The organism is Fictibacillus phosphorivorans, assembly GCF_007673525.1.
GTDB classification, from domain to species: Bacteria; Bacillota; Bacilli; order Bacillales; family Fictibacillaceae; genus Fictibacillus; species Fictibacillus phosphorivorans_C.
Genome location: NZ_VDZU01000001.1, coordinates 559219 through 571928 on the forward strand (window position 1 = coordinate 559219; position 12710 = coordinate 571928).

Consider the following 12710-nt stretch of genomic DNA (forward strand, 5'->3'; position numbering starts at 1 on the left):
AATGGTAACCATCTAGCAGTTTTAAAAAAGTAGGTGAATGACATGAATATAACGATCAAGGATATAGCGAAGCTCGCAGGCGTTGCCAAAAGTACCGTTTCTCGTTATCTGAACGGCGGCAATGTTAGTGAAACAACGAAAGCGAAAATTCGAAAAGTCATCGAAGAAAACAATTATGAACCGAACTCATTCGCTCAAAGCTTAAAAGCGAAGAAAACAAATTTTATTGGTGTGATCGCTCCTACGTTGGATTCGTATGTAACGTCTACTGTATTGATGGCGATTGATGAAGAGTTACGAAAGCGTGAATATACGACGCTCATCATCAGCACGAGCAAGCATGTAGATCGAGAAATCGAAAGCCTGATCAATCTGTCACGCCAAAAAGTTGACGGTATCATCCTTATTTCTACGGGTATTACAGATAAGCATTACCAAACTATACAGTCCATTCGTATTCCGGTACTCGTTGTTGCACAGGAAGTGGATGCGTTTAACTGCATCATAAATGACGATTATCAAGCTGGTTTTGCAATGGGACAATACATGGCAACTCAAGGCCATCGATCTATTGTCTATCTAGGCGTAACCGAAAGTGATGTCGCCGTTGGGCAGAAGCGTAAGCAGGGCGTTTTGGATGGACTTGCACAAGCAGGAATCACAGAGGTTCATACATACATCTCACAGTTCGATCTACATAACGCTTCTGAAGTTACAAAAAAAGCACTTGAAACTTCAACACCTACAGCAATCATTTGTGCAACAGATACGATCGCATTTGGAGCGATGAAGACGATCTCGAAACTCGGAAAAAAAGTCCCGGATGATTATTCACTGGCTGGTTTTGGAGGATATAACATTTCGGAAGTCATTCATCCAACACTAACCACGATTCGTTTTAAAAATGAACAGACGGGTATTCAAGCTGCAAAAACGATCATCAACATGACAGAAGGTGAAGAAGTACAGAAACTGCAGGTCTCCGGTTTTCATTTTATTGAAGGAGAAAGTGTGAAAAAAATATAAGCTGATAACGTTTTCAGAAAAGGGTTGCAAAATGTTATCAGCTATTTTATTATAGGTTTGTGGAACCGGTTCCCATTAGTTTTTACACAATAATGGGAACAGCGGAAATTTTTTTATCTTAAATTGGAACCGGTTCCGTAAATGTTTCTAGGGGAGGAACAAACGATGGCTGATTCAAATATAAAATCAAAATACCTGCCTACCGTTAAGGAAATGATCACATTGATAGGCGGAAAAGAAAATATTCAAGGCGCAGCTCATTGTGCAACAAGACTGCGGCTTGTACTTAAAGATAACTCGCTGGCTGACACGAAAGCTATCGGTGAACTTGACCATGTGAAAGGATCGTTTGTAGCTGGCGATCAGCTGCAGATCATCATTGGAGCAGGAACGGTCAATGACGTGTATGCCGTATTTACGGAGGAAGCTGGCATTTCTGGAATGTCACTTGGCGACGTAAAAGAACAATCTGCTCAAAAACAAAATGCGTTCCAAAGAGGAATTAAAGCACTGTCTGATGTGTTCGTCGAAATTATTCCTGGTTTGCTTGCGGCTGCACTCTTAATGGGTGTTACAGGACTGTTAAGCCAAAAAGGAATCTTTGGTCCGAAATCAGTTGTAGAGATGTATCCGGCCATCGAAGGATTTAACCGTTTCATCTCAATCATGTCTACTGGTATTTTCACGATTTTACCGCTGCTCGTTGTTTATTCAGCAACAAAACGGTTCGGTGGTAATCCCGTACTTGGTCTTGTGCTTGGAGCGATCATGCTTCACCCGGATCTTGCTAATGCCTATGCAGTTGGAAACGGGACGGTCAAACCAGAAGTAATCAGCTTATTTGGTTTAAAAGTGTCTCTTGTTGCTTTTCAAGGCGGTATTATCATCGCCCTGATGATGGGATTTGTTATTGCGAAGCTGGATAAATTCTTTAGCCGAAAAGTTCCTGATATGATCAAACTTTTCTTGGCACCGTTCTTAACGATTGTTGTATCAGGATTTCTATTGTTTTCAGCGGTCGGTCCATTAGGCCGTTTGCTGTCTGACGGGATTACAAACGGGCTGATGTGGTCTGTTGATAATCTGGGTATTGTTGGTTTCATGCTGTTTGCAGGCGTTCAACAGATCATCGTGATCACAGGTCTTCATCACGTCATCGGAGCTGTTGAAGCTCAATTGATCGCGGATACAGGATCGAATTTTATTATGCCATTAATGTCTGTTGCGTTGATGGGGCAGGGTGGAGCTGTTCTTGGTTACACGTTAGCGATGTGGAAAAGTGAAAAGGCGAGACAGATTGGTGTTTCTGCATTTGGTTCAACGTTGTTTGGAATCTCAGAGCCAGCTCTGTTCGGAGTAAACGTTAAATACAAGTTTCCTCTGATCATGGGAAGTATCGGTGGCGCTATCGGCGGAGCTTATGTCTACTTATCAGGAATTAAAGCTCTTGGTTTTGGCGCAACGGCTATACCTGGATTTGCGATCATCGCTGCAAAAGACAGTGGACATCTTCACTATGTAGCGGCAAACCTTTTAGCACTCGCAGTCGGAGCGATTCTAACGATCATTTATTTAAAGGTAAGAAAACCAAACATGGATTAATCTCAAGGATGAGAGGGAGAAATTCCTCTCATCGCTATTTTACGCAGGAGAGGACTCATTATGGCAAAATATATGGAACCAAAATATAGAACGATCTTGGAAGCAAAAGAAAATGAATTGGACAATTTAAAAGGGATGTCGGTTAATTCCGCATGGAAGCCAGCTTATCATATACACCCTCAGTTCGGATTGATTAACGATCCGAACGGTCTCGCGTATTATAACGGCGAGTTTCATGTGTTTTACCAATGGTATCCGTTCGATGCCATGCACGGCATGAAGCACTGGGCGTATGTGAAATCGAGTGATCTCGTGAACTGGGAAAGGCAGCCGGTAGCACTTGTTCCGGTAGAGGATTTTGAATCACATGGTGCGTATTCAGGAGCGTCCCTTGAAGTGGATGGAAAGCTGTATATGTACTACACAGGCAACATCAAATATAGTGCAGAAGAGAGATCGGCTAACCAGTGCTTGGCGATCATGGAGAAAGACGGCACGATTACGAAATATGCTAACAACCCCGTGATCGAAGGTGTTCCAGAAGGGTATACGGGACATGTTCGGGATCCGAAGGTTTTTGAAAAAGACGGACGTTATTACATGTTGTTAGGTGCACAGCGCACGGACCAGACAGGTGCCCTCATTGTCTATGAATCTGAAAATGCAGTGGATTGGCGTTTTAAAGGTGAATTGAAGCTAGCGTTAGATCTGCCGAATTCTGTGTATATGCTAGAGTGTCCTGATTACTTTGAAGTCAGCGGGAAAGATGTACTTATTGTTTCTCCGCAAGGCTTAGATGCTGATGGTCATAACTATCATAATCTATATAATGTGATCTCTGTTATCGGAAAATTAGATATTGAGAGACTTACATTTGAGGTAGAAACATATCACGAACTGGATAAAGGTTTTGACTTTTACGCACCACAATCGTTTGCAGGAAAAAATAATGAACGTCTTCTATTCGCATGGGCTGGAATGGGGGAGGTCGAGTACCCGACAGACAAGGAAAAGTGGGCGCATTGCCTTTCAATTCCACGTGAGCTCGAGGTTGTGGATGGTAAGCTTCGTCAAAAACCAGCTGAAGAGTTAAAACAGTTAAGGGTACGATCGGAATCCTCTGAGATGGAGATTGTGGAGGGAGCTGTTGAGATACAGAATGCGTCAGATCAATACGAGTTGGAGCTTGAACTTAACGATTTAGAAGCGAACCAGTTTGGCGTAGAATTGTTTGCATCAGAAACGGAAGGTCTAGTCGTAGCGTTTGAACGAGAAAAACAAACCGTCTCTGTGAACCGCGAAAAATTTGATGCAGCATTTGGCGGCGATTTCGGATTTGTTCGAAGTTCAGAGCTTGCGATTAGTGATTCAGTTAAGGTCCGCGTGTTTGTTGATCACAGCATAGCAGAAATTTTTATCAATAATGGAGAAGTTGTGTTTACAACAAGAGTGTTCCCTAAAAAAGAATCAAAAGGAATCAAAGTGTTCAGTGATGATAAGTTGAGGGGTAGTTATACGAAGCACGAGCTATCTCAAGGAATCACGGTTTAAGGGTGAGAGTATGTCAAAACTATTTTCAATCGGTGAAGTACTAATCGATTTTATTCCAGAACAAAAAGGTGTTGCCTTAAAAGATGTAATTTCGTTTGAACGTGCTCCTGGTGGGGCTCCGGCCAATGTTGCTGCTGCGGTTGCGAAATTTGGTTTAGAATCATCGATGATAACAAAACTTGGTCACGATGCGTTTGGTGATTTTCTTATCGAACAGCTGACGAAAGCAGGGGTAGAGACGGAAAAGATCTCTCGCACGAAAGAAGCGAATACAGGGCTTGCGTTTGTTTCGTTAAAAGAAAACGGTGAGCGCGATTTCTCCTTTTACCGAAAACCTTCTGCTGATCTGCTTCTGAGTAGAAAAGAGATCGATGAGAAGTGGTTTAGTGAAGGAGACATCCTTCATTTCTGCTCCGTGGACCTTGTGGAAAGTCCAATGAAAGAGGCACATCGGACAGCGGTTCAGTATGTGAAGAAAAACGGCGGACTCGTGAGTTTTGACCCTAACGTGAGATTGCCTCTATGGGAGAGCGCGACAGATTGCCGGAATGCGATTCATGAGTTTTTGCCGCACGCACATATTGTGAAAGTGTCCGATGAGGAGCTGGAATTCATCACAGGAATCCATGATGTGGATGAAGCCATTCAATCAATGTTTGTAGGTGATGTGCAAGCAGTTGTGTATACGAAGGGTGCAGCAGGAGCTGACCTCTACGTCAGAGATACAAAGTGGGAATCATCAGGGTACAAGATTGAAGTTCAGGATACAACGGGTGCAGGTGACGCGTTTATCGGTGGATTTTTGTTTAAACTGTTAGAGGCAGAAGCTACACTTGAGAATTTAGTAAACGAACTCCAAGAGCACCATAAAGAAATTTTGCAGTTTGCGAATGCAAGCGGTGCATTAACGGCAAGTGGAAAAGGTGCGATCTCAGCATTGCCGAATAAGAAACAAGTACTGGAACTAATGGGTAGGGATTAAGCAAGGCGAGAGGCGGTCTATAAAAGTAGATATACTTTTGACTGCCTTTTTTGATGTGAAGAATGGTGGATTTTACGGTACGCGTTTTTATATTTGTTACACGTTCACCGCTAATGTGCTTGTTTCCACCTGTAAACGCAACGTATTCACCGGTAACGTAGCTGCGAGCACCGATGATGGCTCCCTTTTCACCGATAAAACGCTCGTCACCACCGCTCAGAACAACTATCTTACCCAAATAGTCATCCCCACACCTAAAAAACCATTCCGTAAAAAGAAAAAAGAATCTACAAAAGTAGATTCTTTCCTCATTTAATAGTCTCACCTTACAAAACGCCATACTTTTCATCACGAACATCGGTAATAAACATGTGTCCCGGAGCATGCGTGATCATGATCTCAGGTTTTACATGCATCGCGACGGCTTGAGGCGTTACCCCACAAGCCCAAAACACAGGAACTTCACCGTCATGAATCTGTACAGGGTCACCGAAATCTGGCTGATACAGGTCAGATATCCCGATCGCTTCGGGGTTCCCGATATGAACCGGAGCTCCGTGAACAGAAGGGAAGCGGCTTGTTACTTGAACTGCACGAACGACATCCTTTTCTGGAACTGGACGCATGCTCACGACCATCGGACCTTCAAATCGTCCAGCTTTCACGCATTCTATGTTTGTTTTAAACATCGGAACGTTACAGCCACGCTCGATGTGACGAACGGGTATGCCGTTATTCATCAAAGCATGCTCAAACGTAAAGCTGCAACCGAGCAGAAAGCCGACCATGTCTTCATTCCAAAGCGAAGTAATATCGGTATACTCTTCAACGAGCTGGCCGTGACGATAGACGCTGTACTTTGGTATGTCCACTCTTAGGTCAGCGTTCGGCGCAACTAAGGCTGGAACTGCGGAACCTGGCTCAGTTACATCAAGCACCGGACAAGGCTTCGGATTTCGTTGACAGAACAGGAGGAACTCAAACGCCAGATCTTTCGGCAACACCACAAGATTTCCTTGTGTAAAGCCGTTTGCGAGTCCGCTTGTCGGCTTTTTCCACTCACCGCGGCGTATGAGTTCACGAGCTTCAACTGGAGTTAAACGGTCTAGTGCGTTCATAACAAGCTCCCCTTTTTATAAAAGTAGTTATGCGAAAAGTTTCGGAACTTCTGTGTACATCGTGTACACACTCATCGCTGCCATGATCAGAACGATCACAGCGCCAAAGACTGTCATCCACATCGGATGTTTATAGTCTCCGACGATTTTAGGTTTGTATGCTGCAATCAGCATCACACCAAGTGAAATCGGTAAAATGAGTCCGTTTAACGCTCCCACAAGAATTAAAATCGCTACCGGTTTTCCAACTAGCGCGAAGACAATGGTTGAAATGGCGATAAATCCGATGATGATCCACTTATGATACTTTTCAAGTGTTGCATTCAACGTACGGATAAACGAAACAGATGTATATGCTGCACCAACAACAGACGTGATGGCAGCGGCCCACATAACGACACCGAACATTTTGTAACCAATGTTTCCAGCAGCTAATTGGAACACAGAAGCTGGCGGGTTTTTAGGATCAAGTGCGAGTCCTTGAGACACGATACCAAGTGCCGCTAAGAATAAGAAAATACGCATGATAGATGCGATTCCGATTGCCGAAATCGAACCTTTTGTTACTTCACCTAAGCTTTCTTTTCCTTTAATTCCTGCATCAAGCAACCTGTGTGCCCCGGCAAACGTAATATATCCACCGACCGTTCCACCGACAAGCGTTACGATAGCTAAAATATCAATCGTGTCAGGTACGAACGTTTTTACAACCGCTTCTCCAACAGGAGGCTGGGCTGTGAACATCACATATACAGTCAATGCAATCATGATAAAACCGGCAACTTGAGTGAAACGATCCATCGCTTTTCCAGCTTCACGTACGACGAATACTAAGATGGCAACGATACCGCTGAGTACAGCTCCCATTGTAGGGGAGACGCCGAACAATACGTTTAAACCAAGACCAGCACCGGCTATATTTCCGATGTTAAACGCGAGTCCTCCAATAACAATCAATACAGCTAGGAATACACCTAAGCCCGGAAGTACGGCGTTCGCGATATCTTGTGCTCTTTTTTCAGATACAGCGATAATTCGCCATACGTTCATCTGCGCGCCGATATCAATAATGATAGATGTTAAAATGACAAAACCAAAACTTGCAGCAAGAATGGACGTGAAGTGTGTGGTTTGTGTTAAAAACCCTGGCCCGATTGCTGATGTCGCCATCAAGAACGCGGCTCCTAAGAGAATACTAGCTTTTGACTCTTTCTTCATAACTTACCTCCTAAATTACTTCGTTTCTTGTCGTATTTTAAGTGCGATTCCTTGTTTTAACTGATGCAATTTCTTTTCACGATCTAAGTAGAGTTGTTGAGCCACTTCGTGTGAAACTTCTACGAACTGCACTTTGTCTCCAGGCTTCAGCTGCGCCATGATTGAGAGATCGACGGTTGCGATCTGTCCGATCTTTGGGTATCCGCCAGTAGTTTGGCGGTCAGCGAGCAGTACGATCGGATTGCCTTCAGATGGAACTTGAATCGTTCCGAAGCTTACAGCTTCAGAAAGCATCTCTTGTTTCTCTTCGAGAGCAAGCTCAGGTCCTTTTAAACGGTAACCCATCCGATCTGACTGTGAAGTAACCTCAAAATGATCGGTAAAAAGCTTCATCTGGCTTTCTGTTGTAAACCAGTCGTACTGTCTGCCCTTTATGACTCGAACTTGCGGTTTAGAAGCAGAAGAGCCGATAAAATCAGACGAGATCGTCCATTGCATCTCCACGAATTTATTCTCTCCGAGCTGTGCCGCTAAAACTTTTGCTATTTTTCGGGAAAGTTCACTCGGCTCACCAATAGAAAGCTCATCTTCATTCTGCAGAGCTTTTCCGTTATGTCCGCCGATTCCCGCTCGTAAGTATGTAGATTTACTGTTCATCACTTCGGGTACATCAAAACCTCCCGCAACAGCGAGATATGCACGACAGCCTGTTTTACAGCCGCCGAACTTCAACTTGCTCCCAGCTGTTACAAGGACTGAGCGCCATAACTTCACAGGTTTCCCGTCAATAGAAGGAGAAAGATTGCCGCCGCAGATCGAGATCAGCGTGTCTTCTCTAAACTCCATATCAGGTCCGAGCAACGTAAGTTCTAATGTTGCTTCATTCTCAGCATTTCCAACTAAATAATTTGCTATCCGATGCGCAGTCGTGTCCATGACACCACTCGTGATCACACCATATTTTTGAAAACCGTAACGGCCTAAATCTTGAACACTCGTTAGGAGGCCAGGCTTTGTAATCTTAATCATCTCGCGTCCTCCTCTATTTTTTGAAACTCTTCTTCTGAGATCGGTACAAACTTGATCTGGTCACCGGCTTGAAGCAGGGAAGGCGTATTACCTTCAGGGGTGAAAAGCTTTTCCGGTGTTTTGCCGATCAGCTGCCATCCGCCAGGCGTTTCGATCGGATACACGCCTGTCTGTTTGCCGGCAATCCCGACTGAACCAGCTGGAATCTTCAGTCTCGGATTACTTCTTCTCGGTGCAGCAATCTTTTCACTCATGCCACCAATATAAGGAAAGCCAGGCGCAAATCCAATCATATAAACTGTGTATTCACCATTGGAGTGGATATCAATTACTTCGTCAACCGTCAGTCCATTATGATTCGCGACTTCCTCTAAGTCAGGACCAAACTCACCGCCGTAACAGACGGGAATCTCCACCACACGAGGTTCAGTGTCACCATCAACCTCTAATTTTTCTAAAAGCGGTTCCAAAAATGCGCGTACTTCATCATAAGGAAGTGTTGTCGTCTTGATTTTCAAAGGATCATAAAAAACAGCCACAGTCGTAAAACCAGGAACGGTTTCAATCACCCATTCAAACTTATTCTCTTCAAAGAAAGAGGAGACTTTTTTGACTTTTTGCTGGATCTCATGGCTCATGTCTTGTCCGAGTTCAATGATCATGCTGTTATCGCCAAGCGGCTCAATGGTATATTTCATCATCAGATCTCCTGTCTTTTTATGTAAAATTAATCAGAATATTTGTATATTTATAAAGGTCTAGTATATCGGAATATGTGACAAAATCAAACCTACATTCTTAGATTCCCGATAGTAATAATCTCTAGTCCGATTTTTTTATGGTATCAGGTGGTTTATCTTTAAACAAACGTTTAGAATGGGAGGGACTATACCCATGTGGGGAGATGTGAAAAGCGTGTATAATGAACCTATTTTTCTAAAACCTGTATTCAAGGACCGAATCTGGGGCGGTACGAAGCTTCGTGATGAGTTCGGTTATAAGATCCCGACTGAAACAACTGGTGAGTGCTGGGGTATTTCCGCACATTCACACGGGCCGAGTGAAGTAGTGAACGGACCATTAAAAGGAGAGACACTAAATTCAGTATGGGATAAGCATCGAGAACTTTTTGCTGACCAAGAAGGTGAAGACTTTCCGTTGCTTGTAAAAATCTTGGACGCAAAGACCGACCTGTCCGTTCAAGTGCACCCTGATGATTCGTATGCGCGCGAAGTAGAAGGCGAAGCGTTCGGAAAAACAGAATGCTGGTACGTAATCGACTGTGAGCCAGGAGCAGAGCTTGTGTATGGACATCACGCGGGTTCCAAACTTCAGTTTGAAGAGATGGTAAACGAGAACCGGTGGGACGAGCTGCTTCGTAAAGTGGCGATCAAGCCAGGTGACTTCGTCTATGTACCGAACGGAACGATCCACGCGATCGGCGCAGGCACGATGATTCTTGAAACGCAGCAAAGCTCAGATGTTACGTATCGTGTGTACGATTACGACCGTCGTGATGATGAAGGGAATCTACGTGAACTGCACATTGAAAAATCGATCGAAGTCGCGATGATTCCACACGAAGACGCTGACTTTGAACCGGTGTTGTCAGGAAATGATGATTTAAGAATCAAAAAACTGGTGAAGGAGAGCTACTTTACCGTTTATCATTGGAATCTGGCTGGAGCTGTTGCTGAGGTCGAAAATCCATCTTATTTGCTCGTAAGCGTGCTAGATGGTGAAGGTGAACTGCAGGTAGAAGGTGGAACGACATCTACATTTAAAAAAGGGGATCACTTTATCGTCCCTTCAACAATAAAAAGCGTCGGAATGAACGGTGATGCACGGTTTATCGTGTCACATCCGAGTATATAGAGAAGATGAAGCAACCGGAATATTGGAATTCCGGTTGTTTTTTTGTTGGATATCAGGATTGGGTGGGTCTTGTGAGTGAAACGGAGGCTGATTGGAGTGAAACGTTGCGTCGTTGGAGCGAAAAGAGGGTTGGAGTGAGCGAAACGCATCATTTATGGGGTGAAACACAGCATTGTTTGAGCGAACGTGTAACAAATAAAATAACACGTACCGTAAAACAGCATAAAAAAACATTACACACGTAATAAATCTTCAAGATGGTAAATTTTATGTTTTCCAGATTGGGAGGTTGGAAGTTTAATCGAATTTAGCAGGTGTTTGACGATATGCCGTGAGGGGATTTGAAAAAAATCACAGCATTCATTATTGGTAATAGAGGGTTTCAACAAAAAAGCATATTCTCTTAAAGCTTCAATGTGGGCAAGTTTGTCATAATGCCCGCATTCTAGACAAAACCACTTTCTCCTCGATCTAATCATAGGCAGTTTAAGGCACTCTGTACAAGCCACTCCTTTTAACAAGTCGCTTTCAGTGATTGAAAATTGTTGTAAATAGTTATGGTTCGGTTCGCTATGATGCTTAAGTAAAAGACGAGATAATCTTTTAATATCTTTTTTAGAAATCACGTCTTTCGTTCGGGTGTTCTGATATCCATGAAATTTTGCAAATACATTCGCACTATGAGTAACCACATTTGAAATATCTTTATGCTGGGGAATGCTTTTAACACGTGTGTTGGAGTTACTTACGACGACGAGTGATTCGATGGGAATATAGGGGAATTTCTGTTGTTTGAGCCATTCTCTCAATAAATGTGTTTGTCGATAAACTTGTGAAATAGGGTCAGGGAAAACCTCCTCTTTGTCTTTGTATATTCGTATCAGTTGGTAAAATTCTTGGTCAAAGATCAATGTGCCGGACATGTTTTTAATTTCGAGTATGAGAAAAAAAGTAGGCGTTAAAATGAGGATGTCGATTTGAAAGTAGTTTGCCCCAAAAGGCAGGCGAAGATCATGGAAAATGTAAGTTTCGTCTTTAGGTAGTAACTCCATGTGATAGTCGAGGGATTTTTCACCATTATAACCGGTCACACTTTTAATTAGTTCGACTTCGATTTCATTTCGAACTGGATGGTGGGGTGGGAATCTCTTCATAATCAACTTTAGTTTTCTAATTTTAATAGACTCTGAAGCTTCTTTTATTATCATTGCATCTCTCCTTTCTAGATTTGAGCACTATTTCTACTTTTTTAGACAAAATCCTCTATCTTTAATAAATATTTGTGGTGTTACATTTGAAAAAATACGAGTCTGGGTGAACCAGTGAGCTTTCTGAGCGAAACTAGTTATCGCTTGAGCTAAAACGATACTTCAATGAGCGAAAAGAAACGAAGTTGGAGTGAAACCTTCAATGTTTGAGCAAAAGTGTAACAAATAAAATATCACGTACCGTAACCTATTCAACTTGTGATCCATCAATTTGCATGCACAATAAATTTTCTTTGTTTTCAACTGATGAAATATGCTATTTTAATAATGTAAAGAAAATAAATACCAAAATAAAAATTATTTTGATGAATATTTTCACACAAAAACTGAAATGGCAGGTAGATCATATGTTAAAACAAATCAAAAAAGGTTTAGTCGTATCATGCCAAGCACTAGAAAATGAACCACTGCATAGCTCTTTTATCATGTCCAAACTCGCTCTTGCTGCAAAAGAAGGCGGAGCATCTGGTATTCGTGCGAACTCCAAAGAAGACATACTCGCGATCAAACAAGAAGTGGATCTGCCGGTTATCGGAATCGTGAAAAGAGATTATGATGACAGCGAAATCTATATCACCGCAACAAAAATAGAAATAGATGAATTAATCGAGAGCGGCTGTGAAATGATTGCAATAGATGCGACACTCAGAGAAAGACCGAAAGCGCTCACTCTAGAGGAACTCGTTTCATACGCTCGAGAGAAGAATTCGAACGTGCAGCTCATGGCTGACATCTCTTCCGTTAAAGAAGCCAAGAATGCTGAGGAACTAGGTTTTGACTGTGTTTCTACGACTCTTTTTGGGTACACGGAGGAATCTAAGAAACACAAACTGTATGAAAATAACTTTCAATTTTTAAAAGAGGTATTAAAAGAAGTATCCATCCCAGTGATTGCAGAAGGCAACATCATGACGCCCGAGATGGTAAGAGATGTACTTCATATCGGTGCTTATTCTGTTGTTGTAGGCGGTGCGATCACGCGTCCGCAGCAGATCACAGCTCGATTTGTTGCTCAAATTCCTAAATAAAAAGGATGTTTAT

The 12710-nt window shown here is 42.8% G+C and carries 12 protein-coding genes; 7 read left to right on the forward strand and 5 right to left on the reverse strand.

Annotation, left to right across the window (positions count from 1 at the left end):
• Positions 1–42 precede the first annotated feature (42 nt).
• From FS458_RS02715 to FS458_RS02730, 4 genes are all read left to right on the forward strand, one after another.
• Positions 43–1026, forward strand: coding sequence for a LacI family DNA-binding transcriptional regulator (locus FS458_RS02715; RefSeq protein WP_144697617.1), 984 nt, complete (start codon positions 43–45; stop codon positions 1024–1026).
• A 165-nt stretch (positions 1027–1191) separates the two neighbouring features.
• Positions 1192–2628, forward strand: coding sequence for a PTS transporter subunit EIIC (locus FS458_RS02720; protein WP_144697619.1), 1437 nt, complete (start codon positions 1192–1194; stop codon positions 2626–2628).
• A gap of 60 nt (positions 2629–2688) precedes the next feature.
• On the forward strand, positions 2689–4179 hold the full coding sequence (locus FS458_RS02725) for a glycoside hydrolase family 32 protein (protein ID WP_144697621.1): 1491 nt from the start codon (positions 2689–2691) through the stop codon (positions 4177–4179).
• Positions 4180–4189: 10 nt separating this feature from the next.
• Positions 4190–5161, forward strand: coding sequence for a carbohydrate kinase family protein (locus FS458_RS02730; protein WP_144697623.1), 972 nt, complete (start codon positions 4190–4192; stop codon positions 5159–5161).
• 326 nt (positions 5162–5487) lie between these two features.
• Here the strand turns inward: FS458_RS02730 and FS458_RS02735 are convergent, their stop codons facing one another.
• Genes FS458_RS02735 through pxpB form a run of 4 tightly spaced genes read right to left on the reverse strand, consistent with a single transcriptional unit; the run spans position 5488 to position 9224 of the window.
• Positions 5488–6279 carry a putative hydro-lyase gene (locus FS458_RS02735; RefSeq protein ID WP_144697625.1) on the reverse strand — a complete coding sequence of 264 codons (792 nt, stop codon included), beginning with the start codon at positions 6277–6279 and terminating at the stop codon, positions 5488–5490.
• A gap of 27 nt (positions 6280–6306) precedes the next feature.
• On the reverse strand, positions 6307–7497 hold the full coding sequence (locus FS458_RS02740) for an NRAMP family divalent metal transporter (protein ID WP_144697627.1): 1191 nt from the start codon (positions 7495–7497) through the stop codon (positions 6307–6309).
• A gap of 15 nt (positions 7498–7512) precedes the next feature.
• Entirely contained in the window at positions 7513–8526 is a 1014-nt protein-coding gene (locus FS458_RS02745; RefSeq protein ID WP_144697629.1) for a biotin-dependent carboxyltransferase family protein, read from the reverse strand.
• On the reverse strand, positions 8523–9224 hold the full coding sequence (gene pxpB, locus FS458_RS02750) for a 5-oxoprolinase subunit PxpB (protein WP_144697631.1): 702 nt from the start codon (positions 9222–9224) through the stop codon (positions 8523–8525). The genes FS458_RS02745 and pxpB overlap by 4 nt, the downstream gene beginning before the upstream one ends.
• 217 nt (positions 9225–9441) lie before the next feature.
• Between pxpB and manA the strand changes: the two genes are divergently transcribed.
• Together manA and FS458_RS20530 are read left to right on the forward strand one after the other, a co-directional pair.
• Positions 9442–10401 carry a mannose-6-phosphate isomerase, class I gene (gene manA, locus FS458_RS02755; RefSeq protein WP_144703231.1) on the forward strand — a complete coding sequence of 320 codons (960 nt, stop codon included), beginning with the start codon at positions 9442–9444 and terminating at the stop codon, positions 10399–10401.
• A 71-nt stretch (positions 10402–10472) separates the two neighbouring features.
• Positions 10473–10646 carry a hypothetical protein gene (locus FS458_RS20530; protein ID WP_186320421.1) on the forward strand — a complete coding sequence of 58 codons (174 nt, stop codon included), beginning with the start codon at positions 10473–10475 and terminating at the stop codon, positions 10644–10646.
• Here the strand turns inward: FS458_RS20530 and FS458_RS02760 are convergent.
• Positions 10635–11609, reverse strand: a complete 975-nt coding sequence (locus FS458_RS02760; protein ID WP_144697633.1) for a nuclease-related domain-containing protein — start codon at positions 11607–11609, stop codon at positions 10635–10637. The two genes, FS458_RS20530 and FS458_RS02760, sit on opposite strands and share 12 nt — an antisense overlap.
• Positions 11610–12016: 407 nt before the next feature.
• Here FS458_RS02760 and FS458_RS02765 point away from each other — a divergent pair, with 407 nt between their 5' ends.
• A complete protein-coding gene (locus tag FS458_RS02765; protein ID WP_144697635.1) occupies positions 12017–12697 on the forward strand; it encodes an N-acetylmannosamine-6-phosphate 2-epimerase in 681 nt (226 codons plus the stop codon).
• Positions 12698–12710 lie beyond the last annotated feature (13 nt).

Coding starts and splice junctions, on each gene's coding strand:
- FS458_RS02725 (WP_144697621.1), top strand. CDS start 2,689: ATGGCAAAATATATGGAACCAAAATATAGAACGATCTTGGAAGCAAAA.
- FS458_RS02735 (WP_144697625.1), bottom strand. CDS start 6,279: ATGAACGCACTAGACCGTTTAACTCCAGTTGAAGCTCGTGAACTCATA.
- FS458_RS02715 (WP_144697617.1), top strand. CDS start 43: ATGAATATAACGATCAAGGATATAGCGAAGCTCGCAGGCGTTGCCAAA.
- pxpB (WP_144697631.1), bottom strand. CDS start 9,224: ATGAAATATACCATTGAGCCGCTTGGCGATAACAGCATGATCATTGAA.
- FS458_RS02730 (WP_144697623.1), top strand. CDS start 4,190: ATGTCAAAACTATTTTCAATCGGTGAAGTACTAATCGATTTTATTCCA.
- FS458_RS02765 (WP_144697635.1), top strand. CDS start 12,017: ATGTTAAAACAAATCAAAAAAGGTTTAGTCGTATCATGCCAAGCACTA.
- FS458_RS02760 (WP_144697633.1), bottom strand. CDS start 11,609: ATGATAATAAAAGAAGCTTCAGAGTCTATTAAAATTAGAAAACTAAAG.
- FS458_RS02740 (WP_144697627.1), bottom strand. CDS start 7,497: ATGAAGAAAGAGTCAAAAGCTAGTATTCTCTTAGGAGCCGCGTTCTTG.
- FS458_RS02745 (WP_144697629.1), bottom strand. CDS start 8,526: ATGATTAAGATTACAAAGCCTGGCCTCCTAACGAGTGTTCAAGATTTA.
- FS458_RS02720 (WP_144697619.1), top strand. CDS start 1,192: ATGGCTGATTCAAATATAAAATCAAAATACCTGCCTACCGTTAAGGAA.